Annotated in this window: 21 protein-coding genes; 16 read left to right on the top strand and 5 right to left on the bottom strand. The window is 65.7% G+C overall.

Features of this window, described 5'->3' with window-relative positions:
- Positions 1–57: 57 nt before the first annotated feature.
- Both I6F16_RS13845 and I6F16_RS13840 read right to left on the bottom strand, forming a co-directional pair.
- Complete coding sequence (locus I6F16_RS13845; protein WP_225112983.1) at positions 58–1,482, bottom strand: methyl-accepting chemotaxis protein; 1,425 nt, start codon at positions 1,480–1,482, stop codon at positions 58–60.
- 140 nt (positions 1,483–1,622) lie between these two features.
- On the bottom strand, positions 1,623–3,371 hold the full coding sequence (locus I6F16_RS13840) for a methyl-accepting chemotaxis protein (protein ID WP_225112982.1): 1,749 nt from the start codon (positions 3,369–3,371) through the stop codon (positions 1,623–1,625).
- 216 nt (positions 3,372–3,587) lie between these two features.
- Between I6F16_RS13840 and I6F16_RS13835 the strand changes: the two genes are divergently transcribed.
- The 7 genes from I6F16_RS13835 (at position 3,588) to I6F16_RS13805 (ending at position 8,905) form a co-directional block, all read left to right on the top strand.
- Positions 3,588–4,334, top strand: coding sequence for a YebC/PmpR family DNA-binding transcriptional regulator (locus tag I6F16_RS13835; RefSeq protein ID WP_035998371.1), 747 nt, complete (start codon positions 3,588–3,590; stop codon positions 4,332–4,334).
- Between the two features lie 124 nt (positions 4,335–4,458).
- Positions 4,459–4,986, top strand: coding sequence for a crossover junction endodeoxyribonuclease RuvC (ruvC, locus tag I6F16_RS13830; protein WP_225112981.1), 528 nt, complete (start codon positions 4,459–4,461; stop codon positions 4,984–4,986).
- Positions 4,983–5,600, top strand: coding sequence for a Holliday junction branch migration protein RuvA (gene ruvA, locus I6F16_RS13825; protein WP_035998377.1), 618 nt, complete (start codon positions 4,983–4,985; stop codon positions 5,598–5,600). The genes ruvC and ruvA overlap by 4 nt, the downstream gene beginning before the upstream one ends.
- A 131-nt stretch (positions 5,601–5,731) precedes the next feature.
- On the top strand, positions 5,732–6,790 hold the full coding sequence (ruvB, locus tag I6F16_RS13820) for a Holliday junction branch migration DNA helicase RuvB (RefSeq protein WP_109142466.1): 1,059 nt from the start codon (positions 5,732–5,734) through the stop codon (positions 6,788–6,790).
- Between the two features lie 129 nt (positions 6,791–6,919).
- Positions 6,920–7,840: a metallophosphoesterase gene (locus tag I6F16_RS13815; protein WP_225112980.1), complete on the top strand. Its 921-nt coding sequence runs from the start codon at positions 6,920–6,922 to the stop codon at positions 7,838–7,840.
- Between the two features lie 68 nt (positions 7,841–7,908).
- Positions 7,909–8,358, top strand: coding sequence for a tol-pal system-associated acyl-CoA thioesterase (ybgC, locus tag I6F16_RS13810; RefSeq protein WP_036021745.1), 450 nt, complete (start codon positions 7,909–7,911; stop codon positions 8,356–8,358).
- A 79-nt stretch (positions 8,359–8,437) separates the two neighbouring features.
- On the top strand, positions 8,438–8,905 hold the full coding sequence (locus tag I6F16_RS13805; RefSeq protein WP_035998395.1) for a nuclear transport factor 2 family protein: 468 nt from the start codon (positions 8,438–8,440) through the stop codon (positions 8,903–8,905).
- A gap of 194 nt (positions 8,906–9,099) precedes the next feature.
- Here the strand turns inward: I6F16_RS13805 and I6F16_RS13800 are convergent, their stop codons facing one another.
- Positions 9,100–9,807 (bottom strand): type 1 glutamine amidotransferase, encoded by a 708-nt coding sequence (locus I6F16_RS13800; protein WP_225112979.1) that lies wholly within the window; start codon positions 9,805–9,807, stop codon positions 9,100–9,102.
- A gap of 28 nt (positions 9,808–9,835) precedes the next feature.
- Entirely contained in the window at positions 9,836–10,762 is a 927-nt protein-coding gene (locus tag I6F16_RS13795; RefSeq protein ID WP_036021753.1) for a LysR family transcriptional regulator, read from the bottom strand.
- 151 nt (positions 10,763–10,913) lie between these two features.
- Here I6F16_RS13795 and I6F16_RS13790 point away from each other — a divergent pair, with 151 nt between their 5' ends.
- From I6F16_RS13790 to I6F16_RS13755, 8 genes are read left to right on the top strand one after another with little or no spacing between them, the layout of a single operon-like run.
- Positions 10,914–11,870 carry an N-carbamoyl-D-amino-acid hydrolase gene (locus I6F16_RS13790; RefSeq protein WP_081494441.1) on the top strand — a complete coding sequence of 319 codons (957 nt, stop codon included), beginning with the start codon at positions 10,914–10,916 and terminating at the stop codon, positions 11,868–11,870.
- A 37-nt stretch (positions 11,871–11,907) separates the two neighbouring features.
- Complete coding sequence (locus I6F16_RS13785) at positions 11,908–12,735, top strand: ABC transporter substrate-binding protein (protein ID WP_225112978.1); 828 nt, start codon at positions 11,908–11,910, stop codon at positions 12,733–12,735.
- Positions 12,732–13,589, top strand: coding sequence for an amino acid ABC transporter permease (locus I6F16_RS13780; RefSeq protein ID WP_225112977.1), 858 nt, complete (start codon positions 12,732–12,734; stop codon positions 13,587–13,589). Before I6F16_RS13785 ends, I6F16_RS13780 begins: the two co-directional genes overlap by 4 nt.
- The gene (locus I6F16_RS13775) at positions 13,586–14,350 is read left to right on the top strand and encodes an amino acid ABC transporter ATP-binding protein (RefSeq protein ID WP_057028105.1); all 765 of its coding nucleotides are present in this window, start codon (positions 13,586–13,588) and stop codon (positions 14,348–14,350) included. Before I6F16_RS13780 ends, I6F16_RS13775 begins: the two co-directional genes overlap by 4 nt.
- A gap of 16 nt (positions 14,351–14,366) precedes the next feature.
- The gene (locus I6F16_RS13770; RefSeq protein WP_225112976.1) at positions 14,367–15,182 is read left to right on the top strand and encodes an ABC transporter substrate-binding protein; all 816 of its coding nucleotides are present in this window, start codon (positions 14,367–14,369) and stop codon (positions 15,180–15,182) included.
- A complete protein-coding gene (locus tag I6F16_RS13765; protein ID WP_225112975.1) occupies positions 15,169–16,053 on the top strand; it encodes a polysaccharide deacetylase in 885 nt (294 codons plus the stop codon). Before I6F16_RS13770 ends, I6F16_RS13765 begins: the two co-directional genes overlap by 14 nt.
- Positions 16,053–17,636 carry an ABC transporter substrate-binding protein gene (locus I6F16_RS13760; protein WP_225127267.1) on the top strand — a complete coding sequence of 528 codons (1,584 nt, stop codon included), beginning with the start codon at positions 16,053–16,055 and terminating at the stop codon, positions 17,634–17,636. The genes I6F16_RS13765 and I6F16_RS13760 overlap by 1 nt, the downstream gene beginning before the upstream one ends.
- Positions 17,633–19,006, top strand: a complete 1,374-nt coding sequence (locus I6F16_RS13755; protein WP_225112973.1) for an amidohydrolase family protein — start codon at positions 17,633–17,635, stop codon at positions 19,004–19,006. The genes I6F16_RS13760 and I6F16_RS13755 overlap by 4 nt, the downstream gene beginning before the upstream one ends.
- 189 nt (positions 19,007–19,195) lie before the next feature.
- On the opposite strand, the gene I6F16_RS13750 is transcribed toward I6F16_RS13755, so the two are convergent.
- Complete coding sequence (locus I6F16_RS13750; protein WP_225173817.1) at positions 19,196–20,095, bottom strand: LysR substrate-binding domain-containing protein; 900 nt, start codon at positions 20,093–20,095, stop codon at positions 19,196–19,198.
- Positions 20,096–20,371: 276 nt separating this feature from the next.
- On the opposite strand from I6F16_RS13750, the gene I6F16_RS13745 reads away from it, so the two are divergent.
- On the top strand, positions 20,372–21,406 hold the full coding sequence (locus I6F16_RS13745) for an ABC transporter substrate-binding protein (protein ID WP_035998434.1): 1,035 nt from the start codon (positions 20,372–20,374) through the stop codon (positions 21,404–21,406).
- The last annotated feature ends 16 nt before the right edge of the window (positions 21,407–21,422 follow it).

Raw genomic sequence — 21,422 nt, 5'->3', positions numbered from 1 at the left:
GGCTACTGTGCATGGGGTTGTTTTTAGGTTTTGAGTCAAAGGCCTTAGCGCCGCCCGTCAGCCCTGCCGGAATCCCATCCGGAAGGCGCCCCAGTGCTTGCCGCGGATCATGATCGGCGAGGACAGGTCCTTCATCAGCACGAACTGCCCGCCGCCCATGTCGCGGCGATAGGTTTGCAGCAGGAAGGGTTTTGTGTTGGCCGCGACCTTCTTCACCGCGCGGTCGGTGAACAGGCGGCGGTTGCGGCAATTGGCGTTGTTCCAGACCGGGTCCTTGCCCTGCGGCAGGCGGTAGTTCGGATTGTGGGTCGGAAGGTAGCCGCCCCGCGCCCAGGCGACGCAGAACACGATGCGCGGATCGGTCTTCTGGATCGGGTCCTGGATCGCGGGCAGCACGCGGTCGGTGAACTCGACGTAATTGGTGAGGTACTGCTTCGGATCGGTGCCTGATATCTCGCGGTAGGTCTCGTCCATGAGCTGGTCGAGCGTGATCTCGCCGCGGTCGATCGCAGCTTCGAACTCGGCCGAGATCCGCTTCGCGGTGTCGACGACGATGCGGATCAGCGGCGCGTCCGACGTCTCCACGCCGCTGTCGGCGATCAGCGCGATCAGGCCTTCGGAGGCGTCGAGCAGCTTTGCTACCCGCTCGTCGGCGCTTCGGAGGTCGCGCGAGGAGAGGTCGACGCCCTTGGCGAGCTCGTTGAGCTCGCTGATCACGGTGTCGCAGTGGCCGAGGTTGGAGGTCGCCGCGCGCGCGACGCCGTCGATCTCGGCTTCGACCGAGGCGAAGCCCTGCTGGACCCGCGAGATGATGCCGGAGATCGCTTGCGCGCCTTCGCCGGCGGTCTTGGCGCGCTGCGAGGCGTCGCTGCTCTCGCCGATCAGGCCTTCGATCTGGCCGTCGAGATCGCGCACGGTGTCGGAGATCTCATGCGTGGCCTGGCGCGTGGCCTCCGCGAGGTTCTTCACCTCGCTTGCGACCACCGCGAAGCCGCGGCCGGCAGTGCCGGCGCGCGCCGCTTCGATGGTGGCGTTCAGCGCGAGCAGATTGGTCTGCTTGGCGATCGCCTCGATCGAGCCGGAGACCTTCGCCACCTGCGCCAGCGCCGCGCCGACCGCGGACAGGCGTGCCTCGATCCGCTCCACCGCGGCGACGAGCTCGGAGATGTGGCTGACCGCGGTGTCGACGGCGCCGCGCGACTGCGCGATCTCGCCGACCGCGGCCGACGTCGTGGTTTGCACCGCCTGCGAGGCATTGGCGATGTCGTGGTTGGCCGAGACCATCGTCTCGGCCGTCTTCTGCAAATGGTGAAACCGTTCCGACTGGCTCGCGACGCGGTTGGCGACGTCCTGGACGTTGCCGGCGATGTCGGCGAGCTCGACGCCGAGACCGCCGATGCGGTCGGCGAGCTGGTCGATCAGGCGTTCGGCCAGCGTCCGGTTGGAGGCAGTGTCCAATACGGCAAGTTGTGCAGAGGACATGTACGGGCTCTCTCCAGTCGGAGCCGTTGATCGGCTCCTTGGCGGCATTCCGATTCCAGATCCGACCTTAGAGGATGATTCGCGCCCGGCGTCTTGCCCAGGAGTGCAGGTGCGTGCAGGTACGTGCACGCGCGGGAGCGCTACAGCTTGTAGGCCGTGCGGAAGCCGCCCCAGTGCCGGCCCTGCACGCGGATCGGGACGTCGATCTCCCGCATCATCACCGTGTTCCCGTTGCCCATGTCGCGCGCATAGCTCTGGACCAGGTACGATCGCAGGTTGCGCGCGGCGGCCAGCCCCGCCGGATCGTTGAAGATGCGCCGGTTGCGGCTGTTGGCCGTGTTCCAGGCGACGTCGCCCGGCCGCTGCGGATGCGAATAGATCTTGTTGTGCACCGGCAAAAAGCCGTTGCGGTCGACCATGGCGCAGAACGCCATCCGCGACTCCCGCGCCAGAAAGGCTTCCTGGAACGGCGGCAGGGCGCGGTCGGCCCAGTCGAGATATTTGGTGCGGTATTGCTGCGGATTGGTGCCGGCGATTTCCAAATAGTCCGTGTCGAAGAGGTCGTCGAGCTTGACCTCGCCGCGCGCAACCGCCTTCTCGAATATCTGCGTCAGCGCATTGCCGGCTTCCATGGCACGGGTGACGAACTCGGTGTTCTCCTCATGGATCGACCAGAGCTTGTCCTCGATCTTCTCGTTGAGAGCGGCGGTGGCGCCGACGAATTGCGCGCGGGCGCCGGCCTTGGATTGCTCGATCACGCGCAGGCGGCAGGCGCCGATGTCCTCTAAGCTGCCTTCGATCGTCGCTTGCGTTGCCAGCCGGCTTGCGTCCGCGCCGCCGATCAGCACGCCTTCCATCGCGATTTCATAGACCGGCATCACGGCGCGCGCGGTTTCGAATTTGAGGTGGCAGGGCAGCCGCTCGGTCTTGCGGCGGTCGTCGTGCTCGCTCTGGCGCAGCAGCACCGCGCAGCGCGATTTCAGCTTCTGGGCGAAGGTGGTGACGGCCTTGCCGGCGCTGGCGACGCTCTCGCCATGGGTCTCGGCCGCCTTGGTCGCCGCGTCGATCTCGGCCGCGCTCTCGCCGACCGAGATGATGAACTCCGAGGCGCTGGCGGCATTGCCGGAGACTTCGCTGGTCGTGGCATTCTGCTCGGCGACCGCGCCGTTGACGGTGTCGAACACCGGACGGATCGCCTCGATCGCCTGCGAGATGCGGTGCACGGCGTCCGCCGAACCGGCGGCGTCGCGCTGCAATGCGTCGATCTTCTTCGTGATCTCCTCGGTCGCACTCTGGGTCTGCACCGCGAGCGCCTTGACCTCGGTGGCAACGACGGCAAAGCCTTTTCCGGCTGCGCCCGCGCGCGCGGCCTCGATCGTCGAGTTGAGCGCGAGCAGCGTGGTCTGCCGCGCGATCTGCGCGATCAAATTGACGACGTTGCCGATGGCGGCGGAGGATTCGCGCAGGCGGTCGACATTGGCGCGGGCTTCCTGCGCGGCGGCGCTGGCCTCGTCGGCGAGCTTGCCGGCCGCGCGAACCTGTGCGCCGATGCCTTGCGCGGACTGGGTGAACTTGTCGGCGGCATGGGCGAAGGTGGAGGCGGTGGATTGCGCCGCGTTGGTCCGGCCGGTCAGGGCGTCGGTGCGGTCGCGAATGGCAGCGAGGGTAGCCGCGGTCGCCTCGGCGCCGCCAGCCACCGAATTGGCGGCGCGCTCAAGCTGGCGGATCATGGCGCCGAGCTCGAGTTCCAGCAATTCCAGGATTTCCCGGGCCGAATCACTTTCGGCGGTCGGGGCGGGTGCGGCAGGGGCCGCCGGCTGCGCAGCTTCCGGGGCTGCCGCGGGCGCGGCCGTGTCCGGCAGACGCTTCCGAAATAATCCGAACGCCATCGGGTCTCTCTTGTCGGGGGACGGTCGGGCGCTATTTTCGCAGTCCGGAATGAAATCAGGGTTAACGGTGCCCATCTAGGCAGGCGCCGTTACGGCGGCTACCTTTACAGTGCTACCTCAGGCGCAGCCGAGCCCTTTGATTCCGGTGGGTTGGCGGCCTATAAGGCCGCGCTTCCCACGCTCATCTTTGGCTGACGATTTCTCAAGAGACCACGCATGGCCGGACATTCCCAATTCAAGAACATCATGCACCGCAAGGGGCGGCAGGATGCCCAGAAGTCGAAACTGTTCGGCAAGCTGGCGCGGGAAATCACCGTCGCTGCCAAGCTGGGCACCCCCGACCCCGCCATGAACCCGCGCCTGCGCGCCGCCGTGATCGCTGCGCGCCAGGAGAACATGCCGAAGGACAATATCGAGCGCGCCATCAAGAAGGCGCTCGGCAGCGACGGCGAAAACTATGACGAGATCCGCTACGAGGGCTACGGCCCCGGCGGGGTCGCCGTCATCGTCGAGGCGCTGACCGACAATCGCAACCGCGCCGCCTCCGACATCCGCTCCTTCTTCACCAAGTCCGGCGGCAATCTCGGCGAAACCGGCTCGGTCTCCTTCATGTTCGACCGCACCGGCATCATCGAATATGACCGCAGCGTCGCCTCCGACGATGCGGTGCTGGACGCCGCGATCGAGGCCGGCGCCGACGACGTGGTCTCGGGCGAGAACGGTCACGAGATCTACGCCTCGACCGAAAGCTATCGCGACGTCGCCAAGGCGCTGGAAGCCAAGTTCGGCGAGCCGCGCAAGGCCGCGCTGATCTGGAAGCCGCAGAACACGGTTGCGGTCGACGACGAGACCGGCGAGAAGCTCCTGAAGCTGATGGACCTGCTCAACGAGCACGACGACGTCCAGAACGTCTACGCCAATTTCGAGGTGTCGGACGCGCTTGTTGCGAAGATGGGCGGATAGGCCGCTCTCGTGTCCCGGACGCGCTGCAGCGTGAAACGCTGCGGCGCTGGGCCGGGACCCATTCCCCTGTTACTTCCGTTCTGTTTCTGTTTCGCATCCCGCGGCCAGCCGCTATCACTGGCCCATGACTGCGCTCCCGATTCGTGGCCCCGTTCGCATCATCGGCATCGACCCCGGCCTGCGCCGCACCGGCTGGGGCGTGATCGAGGCCGAGGGCAACCGCCTGATCTATGTGGCCTGCGGCTCGGTGGAACCGCCGGACGATCTACCGCTGGCGAGCCGGCTGCTCGCGATCCATGAAGGGCTCGCTTCCGTCTTGTCCAATCACCGGCCGGTGGAAGCGGCGGTGGAGCAGACCTTCGTCAACAAGGACGGCGTTGCGACGCTGAAGCTCGGCCAGGCCCGCGGCGTCGCCATGCTGGCGCCGGCAATGTTCGGCATCTCTGTCGCCGAATACGCGCCGAACCAGGTCAAGAAGACCGTGGTCGGCGCCGGCCACGCCGACAAGCAACAGATCGCGATGATGCTGAAGATCCTGCTGCCGAAGGCCGAGCCGCCGTCCGCGGACGCCGCCGACGCGCTCGCCATCGCCATCACCCACGCCCATCACCGCCAGAGCACGGCGCTCCGGCTGAAGGTGGTGGGGATATGATCGGCAAGCTCAAGGGCTTGATCGATTCCTACGGCGAGGATTTCGTCATCCTCGACGTCGGCGGCGTCGGCTATCAGGTGCACTGCTCCTCGCGCACCTTGCAGCATTTGCCTTCGCCCGGTGAGGCGGCCGTGCTGTCGATCGAGACCTATGTCCGCGAAGATCAGATAAAACTGTTCGGCTTCCGCACCGATCAAGAGCGCGAATGGTTTCGCCTGCTTCAGACCGTGCAGGGCGTCGGCGCCAAGGTCGCGCTGGCCGTGCTCGGCACGCTGTCGCCGGCCGATCTCGCCAATGCCATTGCGCTTCGCGACAAGGCCGCGGTGGCGCGAACGCCCGGTGTCGGCCCCAAGGTCGCCGAGCGCATCGTCACCGAATTGAAGGACAAGGCGCCGGCCTTCGCCAACGTCGATCCCGCCGTCGTGCATCTTGCCGGCGCCGTCGACGACCAGCGCGCGCCGCGGCCCGTCGCTGATGCGATCTCCGCCCTGGTCAATCTCGGCTATGGCCAGCCGCAAGCCGCCGCGGCGATTGCATCGGCCTCGCGTAGCGCGGGTGAGGGCGCTGAGACGGCGCAGCTGATCCGGCTCGGGCTGAAGGAATTGGCAAAGTGAGTGCGTCAATGGTCAGTCTCGTAGGGTGGGCAAAGCGAAGCGTGCCCACCATCTACAAAGCGAGCAGCGACATGGTGGGCACGGCGCGAAGTGCGCCTTTGCCCACCCTACGATCCGATGGAGTTCGCTGAGTGAGCGACCCCAAGGCCAGCCGCATGGTCTCGCCCGAGCGCCGCAGCGATGATGTCGGCGACACCGCGCTGCGGCCGCAATCGCTGTCCGACTTCGTCGGCCAGGCGCAGGCGCGCAAGAATCTCTCGATCTTCATCGAAGCGGCGCGCAAGCGCGGCGAGGCGCTGGACCACGTGCTGTTCGTAGGTCCCCCGGGGCTCGGCAAGACCACGCTGGCGCAGATCGTGGCGAAGGAGCTCGGCGTCGGTTTCCGCGCCACCTCGGGGCCCGTGATCGCCAAGGCCGGCGATCTTGCCGCCCTCTTGACCAACCTCGAAGAGCGCGACGTGCTCTTCATCGACGAGATCCATCGCCTCAGCCCGGCGGTGGAAGAGGTGCTCTATCCCGCGATGGAGGACTTTCAGCTCGACCTCATCATCGGCGAGGGCCCGGCGGCGCGCTCGGTGAAGATCGAGCTGTCGAAATTCACGCTGGTCGGTGCCACCACGCGCGCCGGCCTTCTCACCAATCCCTTGCGCGACCGCTTCGGCATTCCGGTCCGGCTCAACTTCTACACGATCGAGGAATTGGAGAGCATTGTCAGCCGCGGCGCGCGCGTGCTCAACGTCGGCATGAGCGCGGACGGCGCTAACGAGATCGCGCGCCGCGCCCGCGGCACCCCGCGCATCGCCGGCCGCCTGCTCCGCCGCGTGCGCGATTTCGCCTCGGCGGCCGATGCCGACAAGATTGACCGCAAGATTGCCGACCATGCGCTGAGCGCACTCGAGGTCGACGCCGCGGGGCTGGACGCCATGGATCGACGCTATCTCTCGACCATCGCGCTCAACTATGGTGGCGGCCCGGTCGGCGTCGAGACCATGGCTGCGGCCTTGTCGGAGCCGCGCGACGCCATCGAGGACATCATCGAGCCCTATCTGATCCAGTGCGGCTATCTGCAGCGCACCCCGCGCGGCCGCCTGCTGACCTCGCACGCCTTCCGTCATCTCGGCATCGCCGAACCCTCGCGCGATGCGGCGGCGCAGTTCGGCCTGTTCGGCACGGATGACAGCGACGAGTGAGCTGCTGAACCTCGCGCCGTTCCGCCTATGATGAATTTCCGTTAACCTCGTGCAGACGATCTGCACGAACGCACCCCAATTCCGCTCCAATCGGATATCATCAAGGCGCCGCATCATCATCGGGCTTCCATGATCACGCGCCGTCATCTTATCCGTTCCATTGGCGGTCTGTCCGCCCTCGGCGTCTCGACCGCAGCCTACGGCGTCGGTGTCGAGCCGGTGCTGCGCCTTCGCGTCACGCGCTATCATCCGATGCCGCGGCAGTGGCCGGCGGATTTTCCGCTGAAGATTGCCGCCATCGCTGACATCCATGCCTGCGATCCCTGGATGTCGCTGGAGCGCATCGAGGGCATCGTCGACCGGACCAACGCGCTCAACGCCGATCTCATCGTGCTGCTCGGCGACTATGTCGCCGGCCTTCACCACGTCACGCGCTTCATTCCGTCGAGCGAATGGGCAAGGGTGCTGGCGCGCCTGAAGGCGCCCCTCGGCGTTCATGCCGTTATGGGCAACCACGACTATTGGGATGACAGAGCCGTGCAGCGGGCCGGGCACGGGCCGACCATCGCACATCGGGCGCTGGAGGCGGCCGGCATCCCCGTCTACGAGAACGATGCCGTACGCCTCACCAAGGACGGCCGTCCGTTCTGGCTTGCCGGCCTCGGCGATCAACTGGCCTTCCTGCCGGCGCGGCGCTTCCGGAGCATGACGCATTTCGGTGCCGACGATCTCAACGCCACGCTGGCCAAGATCACCGACGATGCGCCGGTCATTCTGCTCGCGCACGAGCCCAATGTCGCTCCGCTCGTGCCCGCGCGCGTCGCGCTGCAATTGTCCGGCCATACCCATGGCGGCCAGGTTCGCCTGCTCGGCTGGTCGCCGGCCGTCGCGCCCAAGAACGGTCTGCGGCTCGCCTATGGCCATTTCCGCCTGAAATGCGATCTCATCGTCTCCGGCGGCCTCGGTTGCAGCATCATGCCGCTCCGCTTCGGCGTGCCGCCTGAGATCGTCGAGGTGACGCTGGGAAGGTCAGGACCGGTCGTGTCCTAACACGCTTGCGCGTCCGGCTGTTTTTGCGCAAAACGTGCCGGTTACCGACCAGCGAAGAGGCTCCGGACGTGACAGCTCATCTCGACGGCGAGATCCGCGACGGCCGCCACCACATGCAGGTCCGGGTCTATTACGAGGACACGGATTTTTCCGGCATCGTCTATCATGCCAATTACCTGCGCTACATGGAGCGCGGACGCACCAATCATCTCAGGCTGATGGGTGCCGAGCAGCAGGTGCTGTTCGAGCAGACCGAGACGGACGGCGCGGGCTTCGCCTTCGTGGTGCGCTCGATGCATCTGGACTTCCTGAAGCCCGCGCGAATGGACGACGTGCTCGACGTCGTGACCTGGCCGGTCGCGGTGAAAGGGGCGTCAATCATGCTGGCGCAGGAGGTGCGGCGCGGTGACGACGTGCTGGTGAAAGCCGAGGTCCGCGTCGCCTTCATCAGCGGCGGCCGGGCCCAGCCGATTCCGAAGTCGATCCGCCAGCTGATGAAGGCCGATCTGGTTACGTGATCGCTCGATAGCGGATCGCCTATCGACTCTGCCAATTGCGACGATACATTCGCGGTCCCGATCAACCGATGAGGCCACCATGTCGCGCCCGCCGCTTCCACCCTTCACCCGCGAGACCGCCGCGCAAAAGGCCCGCATGGCCGAGGACGCCTGGAATTCACGCGATCCGGTGCGGGTCTCGCTCGCCTATACCGAGGACAGCCGCTGGCGCAACCGTTCGGAAGTGTTTCAGGGCCGCGAGGCCATCGTCGCCTTCCTCACCCGCAAATGGGAGAAGGAGCAGGATTACCGCCTGATCAAGGACCTCTGGGCCTTCGACGGCAACCGGATCGCGGTGCGCTTCCAGTACGAATGGCACGATGCGAGCGGCCAGTGGTATCGCTCCTACGGCAACGAGCAATGGGAGTTCGACGAGCACGGCCTGATGAAGCGGCGCGAGGCCTCGATCAACGACATCGCCATTGCGGAGAAGGATCGCCGGTTTCACTGGGCGGCGCCGGGCCCGCGGCCGGCCGATGTGCCGGGGCTGGGAAGCGAGCCGTTCTGAAATTAACAAAGCGACCGCTGCTTCACCCTCTCGCGTTGCGGGAGAGGGTGGCTCGCCGCATAGCGGCGAGACGGGTGAGGGGTCTCTCTCCTCACGAGCAGTCCGGCGACTGGATAGAACCCCTCATCCGGCGCTTCGCGCCACCATCTCCCGCAAGGGGAGAAGGGAAGACGAGTGCGTCTCGAGCTTCGTAGTCAGGTGCGCTTAGCCAGAAACCGCGTAATCGCCCCGCCGAGCTTCGCATTATCCATCGGCTCCGCCAGCGACGCCCTCGCCGTGGCAACGACATCCTCAGGTGCCTTGCCATCGCGCAGATCGCAGCACACTTGCGCGAACCCGACATCGAATTCCGGATGCGGCTGCACTGTCAGCGTCGCGCCATTGGCATAGAGCAGGCCGGCATGCGGGGTGAATTCGGAGGAGAGGATCGTCAGCGCATCGCTTGGCGGCTCGATCACCTGGTCCTGATGCGAGGCGGCGACCGCGACCGCTTCACCGTCGATGACGCCGTTCTCCGGCAGCACCTGATAGACATGCCGGCCGATGCCCCAGCCCTGTTCTGATTTGCGCACGGTGCCGCCGAGCGCCTGCGCGATCAGCTGGTGGCCAAAGCAGACACCGACCATCGGTGTCTTGTGGGCGTAGGCCGTCCGCACGAAATCTTCCAGCGGCGCGATCCAGTCGAGCCCGTCATAGACCCCGGCCGCCGCGCCGGTAATGAGGACGGCCTCGAGCTTGCTCGGATCGGGCAGCGCATCGCCGTTGGGAATGCTGACGACCTCGATCGTCGCGGCCGGCTCCTCGGCGCGGATCATGCGCGCGAACATGTCCGGAAACGAACCGTGGCGCTCGCGGTATTTTTGCGGCACCTCTCCGGTCTCGATGATGGTGATGCGTGCCATGGGCCTCCCGGTTAAAAGGTTGCGAAGCTCAGCCGCTTTCTGCCCCATGTTGCTGGTGCGGCGCTGTGCGCTCGAGCAGAGCGCTCTCCTTGCGGATCTCGTTGAGAAAGGCCTTGGCCAGACGCGACAGCGGCTCGGCTTCAGACCATAGCATATAGGCGACCGCCTGCGTCGTCGGCGTGAACGGACGGACGACGAGGCCGCTGCCGCCGTTCTGCCGCGGCGAGAAAGGATCGACCACCGCCGCGCCGACGCCGGCGGCGGCCAGCACGCAGGCCGTGTTGCAGTAGCGCACCTCGACCGTCGGCCGGAACGGCGCGCCGGCGCGGGCAAAGCTGTCGCGCACGGCTTCGCCGAGCCGCGTGCCGCGTTCGAGCCCGATGAAGGGTAGGCCGGAGAGATCGGAAGCGGAGATCATCGGCCGGTCGGCGAGTGGATGCTGTGGCGGCAGCACGCAGACCATCTCGCCGGTGTGCACCACCTCGTGCGCGATCCCTGGATGATGCGTGAGGCCGAGCGCGAAGCCGAGCTCGGCGACGCGGCTCAGCACACCCTCGATGATGCCCTCATAGCGCCGTACGTCGAAGAACACCCGCGTCTCCGGGCGGCGGCGCAGGAAGCCCGACAGCGCGGACGGAATGATGCTGTAGGCGAGCGGCGGCGTCGCCACGATGGCGAGATGCCCGGACCGGTTCTCGCGCAAATCGCGCATGCGGTTCTCGAGCTTGGCGTGCAGCGCGAAGATCGCCTCGCTCTCCTTGTAGAGCGCCATCGCTTCGGCGGTTGGAAACAGCCGGTTGTTGACGCGCTCGAACAGCGCAAAGCCCGCCTGCGCCTCCATCGTCTTCAGCGCGTTGCTGACCGCCGGCTGCGACAGCGCCAGCTCGTCCGCCGCCGCCACCGTGGTGCGGTGGCGGATCACGGCGCGAAGGATCTCGAGCTGACGCAGGTTCATATCACTGCCGATTATAGTCAGGGCCAAAACATCATAGCAACGCGAATTGATTTTGCAGCAGTGCTTGCCCGTAATGGCAGCCGATTTGCACGTCGCATCAAAGGGTTCGTTCGCCCATTGAGGCAGCACTGCGCACAGATTGGAGGCAATCTTGGTTCGTGTCCTTCGCGCCGCCGCCGCTCAGATGGGGCCGACGCAAAAAGCCGATACGCGCGAGCACACGTTGTCGCGGATGCTCGACATGCTGGAGGAGGCGGCCGGTCGGGGTGCGAGTCTTGTGGTGTTTCCGGAGCTCGCCTTCACCACCTTCTTCCCGCGCTGGCTGCTCGAAGGCGAGGCCCTCGACCGGTATTTCGAGCGCAGCATGCCGAACCCCGCGGTGGCAAAGCTATTCGATCGCGCACGTGCGCTGCGCGTCGGCTTCTATGTCGGCTATGCCGAGCTGACGCCGGAGGGGCGGCGCTACAATTGCTCCATCCTGGTCGATCGCGACGGCGAGGTTCTCGGCCGCTATCGCAAGGTGCATCTGCCGGGCTCGGTCGAGCCGCGTCCGGGCGCGCGCTACCAGCAACTCGAGAAGCGCTACTTCGAATATGGCGACCTCGGCTTTCCCGCCTTCCGCGCCGGCTCGTCCTGGGCCCATGCCATCATGGGCATGATGATCTGCAATGATCGTCGTTGGCCGGAATCCTGGCGCGTGCTCGGTCTGCAAGGCGTCGAGCTCGTCTGCATCGGCTACAATTCGGCGGCCTACGATCCCAACGGCGGCACGACCGAAGACGGAGCCTTGCGCACCTTCCACTCGACGCTGGTGACGCAGGCCAACGCCTACATGAACGCGACCTGGGCGATTTCGGTGGCGAAGGCGGGCGAGGAGGACGGGTCCGGCCTGATCGGCGGCTCCTGCATCGTCGATCCCAACGGCCGCATCGTCGCGCAGGCTCAGACGCTGGCCGACGAGGTGATCGTCGCCGACATCGATCTCGACCTCTGCCGCCAGGGCAAGGACAAGATGTTCAACTTCGCGGCCCACCGGCGGCCCGAGCAATACAGGGTGATCACCGAGCGTGCCGGCATCATCGAGCCGGCCGTTCTCGACGCAGATTGACCAACGGCCGGTCGCAGCATTGGCAAAAGGAGCTGACATGACACGCCTCTCGTATTTGCTTGCCTGCGCAGCGCTGGCCGCGGCGACGTCGGCGCGAGCCGCCGAGCTGCCGGCGGAGATCAAGCAGGCCGGCACGCTGAAGCTCACGGTCAACTCCACCTACGCGCCGATGGAATATCGCGATCCCGCAACCAACGAGCTGGTCGGGCTCGACATCGATCTGGCGAAGGAGCTCGCCAAGCGGCTCGGCGGGCTGAAGATCGTCTGGAGCGAGACGCCGTTCGCCGAGCTGATCCCGTCGCTCACGACCAAGCGGGCCGACTTCATCATTTCTGGCATCTCCGATCGTGCCTCGCGGCGCGAGACCGCGGATTTCGTCGATTACCTCGCAACCGGACCGCAGTTCTTCGTGACGGCGGACAGCGCGGCCAAGGACGCCACCGATCTCTGCGGCAAGAAGGTCGGCACCACCCGCAGCACCAGCTTCCCGGTCGAGATCGAGAAGTGGAGCAAGCAGAATTGCGAGCCGGCCGGCAAGCCCGCAATCCAGTACGTTCCGGGCGAGAATTCCATCGACGTCCGCAACCAGCTCAAGCAGGGCCGCATCGACGCCGCCGTGCAGGGCAGCGAGACGTTGCCTTATGCGCAGCAACAGGAGCCCGGCAAGTATCGCATCGTCGGCGAGCCCTTTGCCAGGGGCTATCAGGGCATCATGTTCCGCAAGGACGATGCGGCCTTGCGTGAGGTCGTGACGGAGAAACTCGCGACGATGATCGCTGACGGCTCGTACAAGGCCATTCTCGACAAATGGGGCTTGGGGACCAATGCAGTCGCCCAGCCCATGCTGAACGCGGCGCCGCAATGAAGCAGGCGCCGGCACTCGCGCAAGGATTTCCCGATCTGTCGGGCATGCGGATCGCGCGCGAGCCGCACTGGTTTCGCTGGATCAGCGCGGCCCTGATCGTCCTCGTGCTGGCGGCGATCGCGCGCGCCTTTGCGAACGGCCAGATCGAATGGTCCTATGTCAGCCGCTTCCTGACCGCAAAGGTCATCCTCGAAGGCATCGTCAACACCATGGTGATGGCGGTGCTGGCGATGATGCTCGGCATCTTCCTTGGCATCGTCGTCGCGATCATGCGGCTGTCGCCCAATCCGGTGCTGAAGTCGGTCGCCGCCGGCTACACCTGGCTGTTCCGCGGCACGCCACTGATCCTGCAGCTGCTGTTGTGGTTCAATCTCGCGCTGGTGTTTCCGACCATCGGTATCCCCGGCCTGGGGTCTGCACGCGCCGTCGACGTCATGACGCCGTTCCTTGCCGCGCTGCTCGGGCTCGGCATCAACCAGGGCGCCTACACCTCCGAAGTCATGCGCGCCGGCATGCTGTCGGTCGATATCGGGCAATATGAGGCGGCGCAGGCGATCGGCATGGGACGGCTGCGCGCGTTGCGCCGGATCGTGCTGCCGCAGGCGATGCGCGTGGTGATCCCGCCGCTCGGCAACGAGTTCATCGGCATGGTGAAGGCGACCTCGCTCGCCAGCGTGATCCAGTATCCGGAGCTGCTGCACAATGCCGAGAACATTTACTACGCCAACTCCCGCGTCATCGAGCTCCTGATCGTCGCCGGGCTCTGGTACCTGCTCGCGGTCTCGATCCTGACACCGCTCCAAATGTTGCTCGAACGCCGCTTTGCACGCGGCACATTGCGGCTGGCGCGATGACAAAGCCGCTCGTCGCGATCCGCTCCGTAGCCAAGAACTTTGGAGAGTTTCAGGCTCTCAAGAACGTCTCGCTCGACGTCTGGCCCGGCGAGGTGATGTGCCTGATCGGCGCCTCCGGCTCCGGCAAGACCACGCTGCTCCGCTGCATCAATCAGCTCGCCACGATCGATGCCGGCGGCATCTGGCTCGACGGCGAACTGCTCGGAGTGCGCGAGCAAGGCGGGAAACTCCATCGCCTGAGCGAGCGCGAAATCGGGCGGCAGCGGCTCAAGACCGGCATGGTATTCCAGCGCTTCAACCTGTTTCCGCACAAGACCGCGCTGGAGAACATCACGGAAGGCCCGACCCAGGTGCAGGGGCGCAAGCCGGATGAGGTGCGCGCCGAGGCGACCGAGCTGCTTCGGCGCGTCGGATTGTCGGCCAAGGCCGACTGGTATCCGGCGCAGCTCTCCGGCGGCCAGCAGCAGCGCGTCGCGATCGCGCGGGCGCTCGCCATGAAGCCGATGCTGATGTTGTTCGACGAGCCCACCAGCGCACTCGATCCCGAGCTGGTCGGCGAGGTGCTCGCGGTCATGAAGGAGCTGGCGCGAAGCGGCATGACCATGATGGTGGTGACGCACGAGCTCGGCTTCGCCCGCGAGGTCGCCGACCGCGTCGTCTACATGGATCAGGGCGCGATCGTCGAGCAAGGCCGCGCCTCCGACGTGTTGGGCGCGCCGCGCGAGGAGCGCACCAAGGCATTTCTTTCGGCAGTGATCTGACATTGGGGGTATGGTGATGAAGAGATTCTTGCTTGCGGCGGCGTTCCTGGGCGCCATGAGCGTGTCGGCAATGGCGGCCGAACTGCCGCCTGAGATCGTAAAGCGCGGCAGCATCAAGGTCGCGGTGGTGCCGAACTATCCGCCGATGGAGTTCCGCGATCCCGCCACCAACGCGCTCTCCGGCTTCGACGTCGATCTTGGCGAGGCGATCGGCCGCAAGCTCGGCGTCAAGATCGAATGGACCGAGACCAGCTTTGCCGAGTTCATGCCCTCGATCTCGACGGGGCGGGTGGATGCGATCCTGTCCGGTTTCACCGACTATGCGAGCCGGCACGAGGTCGCGACCTTCGTCGATTATTTGCGCAGCGGCCCGCAGTTCTTCGTGCAGGCGTCGCGCAAGGCGGAATTCAAGGATGCGACGTCGCTGTGCGGCAAGAAGGTCGGCGCCAGCCGCCGCACCATGTTCCCGGCCCAGATTGCGGCGTGGAGCGAGAAGAATTGCGGCGGCAATCCGATCCAGTTCGTCGGCACCGACGGCTCGGCCGATGCTCGCACCCAGCTGCGGCAGGGCCGCATCGATGCCGCCGCCCAGGGCAACGAGACGCTGCCCTACATCATGGACCTCGAGCCCAACACCTATGCGACCGTGGGCGCGCCCATCGCACAGCAATTCACCGGCATTGCTCTGCCGGTGAAGGAGAAGGCATTGCAGCAGGCAATGCTGGAAGCCGTCGACGCGCTGATCGCGGACGGCACCTACAAGACGCTGCTGGCGAAGTGGAAATTGAGCGACAACGCAATCGAGAAGGCGACCATCAATGCTGGACAGTAAGGCACTCCAGAGCATTCCGCTCGTTCCGGCCAACACCGCGGATCCCGCGCCGGAATATCCGTGGCCGAAGCCGTACACATCCGCGATGTTCCTGTCTTTCGACGTAGACGCCGAGAGTGCCTGGACCAGCAAGGACGCAGGTCATGCGCAGCGGCTCATCACCATGAGCTATGGCGGCTATGAGGCGCGCGTCGGCACGCCGAAGCTCCTGGAGCTGCTTGACCAGCTCGATCTCAAGGCGACGTTCTTCGTCACGGGGTGGTCGGTCGATGCGCATCCGGCGATGGCGGAGTCCATCCTCAAGGCCGGTCACGAGATCGGCCATCACGGCTATCACCATCTGCTGCCAGATCCCGGCGATCCCTGGATCGAGGAGGAGCTGGAGCGCGGCTTCGAGGCCCTGAAGCGCCGGCTCGGCGTCAAGCCGACCGGCTATCGCGCGCCCTATGGCGAGTTCACCGAGGAACTGCGCGTCGCGCTGGTGCGCCACGGCATCGTCTATACGTCATCGTTCCGCGACGACGTCAGGCCCTATCGTCATCGCCTCGCCGACGGCAAGCCCGGCACGATCGAGCTGCCGGTGACCGCGAGCTATGACGACTGGATGCACGGCCTGTCCGCGCGCTTCAGTCCGCGCTCGATCTTCCCTAGGGAACACGTGCTCTCGATGTGGAAGGACGAGCTGGATGAGGTCCGCGACTGGGGCGCGATGGTGACAACCGTGCTGCATCCGCAATGCAGCGGCCGCCCGATGCGGCTGCGGCTGCTGCGCGAATTCCTGACCTACGCAAAATCGTGCCCGGATGTCTGGATCACCACCGGCGAGAACATCGCGAAAAACTTCCTGCGTCACGAAGCGGGTCACCGATAATGTCGATCTCCCGCCGCTCGCTCCTCAAGGCTGGCGCAGCGCTGCCGGCGCTGTCCCTGCCGGGCATCGTCCGCGCTGAATCCCAGTCCACGCTGCGCTTCATCCCCGTCATCGATCTCGCCTTCGTCGATCCCATCTATTCGACCGCGCAGGTGTCGCGAAACCACGGCTTCATGGTTTACGATACGCTCTACGGCATGAGCTCCTCGCTCCAGGTCTCGCCGCAGATGCTGTCGGGCCACGCCATCTCCGCCGACCAGCTGCAGTGGGACCTCACGCTTCGCGACGGCCTGTTCTGGCACGATGGCGAACGCGTGCTGGCGCGCGATTGCGTCGCCAGCATCCGTCGCTGGGCCGCGCGCGACGGCTTTGGCGGCGAGCTGATGGAGGCGACCGCCGAGCTCTCGGCTGCCGACGACCGCACCATCCGCTTCCGTCTGAAGCGTCCTTTTCCGCTGCTGCCGCAGGCGCTCGGCAAGGCAGCGATCAATGCCTGCTTCATGATGCCGGAGCGGCTGGCGAGCCAGGATCCGTTCAAGCCGCTCACCGAGGTGATCGGCAGCGGTCCGTTCCGCTATCTCGCCGACGAGCGCGTGCAGGGCGCGCGCAATGCCTATGCCAAGTTCGAGCGCTATCAGCCGCGCACCGACGGCAAGCCGGATTGGACTGCGGGGCCGAAGATCGTGCACTACGATCGCGTGGTCTGGACCACTACGCCCGATGCCGGCACCGGCGTCGCCGCGCTCCAGACCGGCGAGCAGGATTGGCAGGAGACTACGCCGCACGATCTGCTTCCGGTGATCAAGGCGGCCGGCGATATCGAGACGCGCATCCTCGATCCCCGAGGCTACGCCTGCATGCTGCGCCTCAACCACCTGCAGCCGCCGTTCGACAATCCCGCCATCCGCCGCGCGCTCCTGGGTGCGATCGACCAGTCCGCATTCATGACCGCCGTCGCCGGCACCGATCCGGCGTTCCAGGTCTCACCGGTCGGCTATTTCGCACCCGGCACCCCGATGGCAAATGAGGTCGGCCTCGACGTGTTCCGCGGCCCGCGCGACTACGCCAAGGTGAAGGCCGACCTGAAAGCCGCGGGCTACAACGGCGAGAAGATCGTGCTGCTCGTTCCGACCAACTCGCTGGCGCAAAAGCCGCTTGGCGAGATCGCGGTGGACTCGTTGCGCAAGGCCGGCATGAACGTCGAATATGCCGGCCTCGATTTCGCCGTGGTGCTGCAGCGCCAGCTGAAGAAGGATCCGCTTCCGCAGGGCGGCTGGAGCGCCGCGGTCGGCAACTGGCAGGGCATCGACTGGCTCAACCCGGCCGGCAACACCAACATTCGCGGCGAAGGCAAGGTCGCCGGCTGGTACGCGAGCACGAAGATGGGCGAGTTGCGCAGCCAGTGGCTGGCGGCCTCCGAACTCGCCGAACAGCAGCGCATCTGCCGCGAAGTCCAGAGGGTGGCGTTCGAGGAAATCCCCTATATTCCGATCGGCCTCTACAAGCAGCCGACGGCCTATCGCAAGGCCATCACCGGCATTCTCGACGGCACCGCCGTGTTCTGGAACGTGCGCCCCGCATGAGCACCACAGCAATCTTCGGCAGCTATGTGCTGTCACGGAAAGACGGCGCGCAGGACGTGCTGCGCGACCGCTGGGTTCTGGTCGAAGGCAAGAAGATTGCGGCGATCACGCGCGACAAGCCGCGCGCTGATCAAGTCTATGATCGCCCTGGCCGCTTCGTCCTGCCGGGCCTGCTCAACCTGCACAATCATTGCTTCTCGGAAGCGGTGGCGCGCAGCCACACCGAGGACGGCAACGGCCGCAAGAACAACCAGAGCATTGTCTACACGGTGCTGCTGCCGCTGACCAAGCACGGCGCCGACATCCTGTCGGCGGAAGAGCGCCTTGCGGTGGCGCGGCTCGGCATCCTCCAGCTGCTCAAGGGCGGCGCCACCACGGTGATGGAGCCGTTTCGCAACTCGATCCCCGAGATGTTCGACGCGGCGGAAGAGATGGGCATCCGCTTCTATGGTGCGCCCTATCTGTTCTCGACCTCCGACGCCAAGGCCGGACTAGATGGTGTGGTCCAATATTCCGGCGATGACGGCGCTGCGGACATGGCGGCGTGGGACGCGCTCTATCAGCGCTGGAATAGTCACGGCGACGGCCGCATCGGCCTCGCCATGAGCCCGCATGCCACCGACACCTGCGGCCCCGATCTGCTGAAGGCCTGCGCCACGCGGGCGCGCGAGCTCGGCGTTCCCATCACCACGCACATGGCGCAGAGCCGCGCCGAGGTCGAGACCATCGGCAGGCGCTATGGCGGCCGCACGCCGGCAGAATATCTGGACTGGCTCGGCCTGCTCGCGCCGGATCTGATGGCGGCGCACTGCATGTTCAGCAGCGATGACGATCTCAAGCTGATGGCCGCGCGCGGCATGACCGTCTTGAACTGCCCGCGCGTGTTCGCGCGTGCCGGCATCACCGCAGCGTTCAGCCGCTTCGCCGAGCACGGCGTGCGCACCGTGGTCGGCACCGACGGCTACAACATGGACCTGCTCGGCGAGCTCAATGCGGCGTCGCTGATCTCCAAGATCATTTCGGCGCGCCCTGACGTCGCGAACTCACCCGAACTGATCGAGGCGAACACGGCCGTGGCCGCCGACGTCATCAAGCGGCCCGATCTCGGCCGCATCGAGCCGGGCGCGACCGCAGATCTCACCGTCGTCGATCTCACCCATCCGCATCTGCAGCCGCTGTTCGACCCGCGCCGCGCGCTGATCGCACTCGCCAACCGCGCCAATATCGATCAGGTCATGGTCGATGGCCGTGTGCTGGTCGATGAGGGACGCTATCTCGGCGCGGATGAAGCTGCGATCATTGCGGCGGGCACCGCCGCGATCGGCAAGATCTGGGATTTGCCGGAGGCGCAGGCCGCGTTCAGTGGTTGAGTGCCGCTGGTGCCACGAAGACGGTGCGCTCCCTCTCCCCGCTTGCGGGAGAGGGCAGGGGAGAGGGCTCTCTCCAATCGGGGACACTCCCCGTGTTGAGAGAACCCTCTCCCGGCGCTACGCGCCGACCTCTCCCGCAAGCGGGAGAGGTTGAAGCGAGCCTGTAGCTGCACTGTTCGAACCGAAGCCCTAATCCTCAAACTCCACCAGCGCCTTGCGCATGGTCTCGACCAGGTCCAGCGCCACCGGGGACGGGCTGCGCTGCGCCGGAAAGACCGCGGAGAATTCGAAGTCGATCCGCGGCAGGAAGCGGCGTACGACGACGCCGCGCGTTGCAAATTCCTGCGCCGTGAAGGGATCGCAGATCGCGACGCCGAGGCCCGACGACACCATGCCGCACATGATTTCCGACAGCGTGGTCTCGACGCGCAGCACGCGGCGGACATCGTGGCGGTGGAAGGCCTGATCGACGAGATGCCGGCTCGAGGATCCCGCCGACAGCGAGATGAAGGTCTCGCCCTCGAAATCGCGCGGCTCCAGCACTTCCTTCTCCGCGAGGCGATGACCGGTCGGCAGCACTGCGACGCGCGCCGGCGCCGGCAGTCTCTGGCTCGGCAGACCGGAATGCGCGATCGGCACCTCGGCAAAGCCGACGTCACATTGATTGTTCAGCACCCAGTCGACCACGATCGGCGAGATGACACCGAAGAAGGCCAGGTTGAGGTTTGGCCGCTCCTTCAGGAAGTGACCGGTGAGCCGCGGCAGATAGCCGTTCGACAGCGCCGGCAGTGCTGCGATGCGTAGGGAGCCCGTGCGCCGGCCGCGGATTTCTTCCGCCGCCGCAGTGATGCGTTCCAGCCCGACGAAGGAGCGCTCGACTTCGGTATAGAGCGCCATCGCCGCGGCGGTCGGCACCAGGCCGGTGCCGCGCCGTTCGAACAGCTCCATCTTCAGCAGGGCCTGGAGGTCGCGCAGCAAGCGGCTGACGGCCGGCTGCGTCACCTTCATGAGCGCCGCCGCCTCAGTCACACTGCCGGTCAGCATCGTCGCGCGGAAGGCCTCCACCTGCCGCGAATTGATCCGCGCCATCCCAACTCCATCCATAACATTTCGGCATGCAGAGGGTGCCATTATTCATTGGACGATGGAAGTATAGGTCTGCGATCTTTTTCATCAGGACTGGAGACAGCCCGCTTTTTCGGCAGATTGGAGGTGTTCAACCCTCCAGATCGCGCCAAAACGCGCCGAATGGGGGCCGGAGCCCTGATCGGAAGCGGTTTGGCGCGGAAGGGAATGCGGCAACGCGCTTCAGCCAGCGAGACTCGTCGGCACGTCACCTCATTCCGGTATTGGAGATCGGTCCACATGAAGACTTTTCGCCTTCTGACCGCGGTCAGCATCGCAGCGCTCATTGCCGTCCCCTCGGTCGCCTCGGCCCAGCAGAAAACGCTCTACGTCGCCGGCTATGGCGGCTCGTTCGAGAAGACCATCCGCGACGAGGTGATCCCGGCCTTCGAGAAGGAGAACGGCGTCAAGGTCGAATACGTCGCCGGCAATTCCACCGACACGCTGGCCAAGCTCCAGGCGCAGAAAGGCAACCAGCAGATCGACGTCGCCATCGTCGACGACGGCCCGATGTACCAGGCCATCCAGCTCGGCTTCTGCGGCAAGCTCGACGGCCTGCCCGCCGATCTCTACGACACTGCGCGCTTCAAGGACGATCGCGCGGTCGCGATCGGCATCGTCGCCACGGGGCTGATGTACAACACGAAGGTGTTCAAGGAGAAAGGCTGGGCGCCGCCGACCTCGTGGAACGACCTGAAGGACACGAAATACGCAAAACAGCTCGTGATTCCACCGATCAACAACACCTACGGTCTCGAAGCGCTGGTGATGCTGTCGAAGATGAACGGCGGCGGCGAGACCAACGTCGAGTCCGGCTTCAAGATCTTCAAGGAGCAGATCAATCCGAACGTGCTGGCCTATGAGCCGTCGCCGGGCAAGATGACCGAGCTGTTCCAGTCCGGCCAGGCCGTGATCGCGGTATGGGGCACCGGCCGCGTGCAGAGCTTCGCCAATACCGGCTTCCCCGTCGACTTCGTCTACCCGAAGGAAGGCGCAGCGACGCTGCTGACCACGGCGTGCCCGATCAATAAGCCCAATGCTTCGCCGCTGGCTGCGAGCTTCGTCAAGATGCTGCTCGATCCGAAAACCCAGCTCGTGATGCTGAAGGATTACGGCTACGGCCCGGTGCTGAAATCGCTGGTGATCCCGCCCGAGCTCGGCAAGATGGCGCCGATCGGCGAGCGCGCGGCCAAGCTCTATAATCCGGACTGGACCGTGATCAACGAGAAGCGCGAGGAGTGGACCAAGCGCTGGAATCGCGAGGTCGAACGCTGATCGGTCGCCGCGGAGA

It is taken from the genome of Bradyrhizobium sp. IC4060 (genome assembly GCF_020193715.1).
GTDB lineage: Bacteria > Pseudomonadota > Alphaproteobacteria > Rhizobiales > Xanthobacteraceae > Bradyrhizobium > Bradyrhizobium yuanmingense.
Note: the sequence above shows the minus strand (reverse complement) of the source record. Positions and strands in the feature narration are given on the sequence as shown.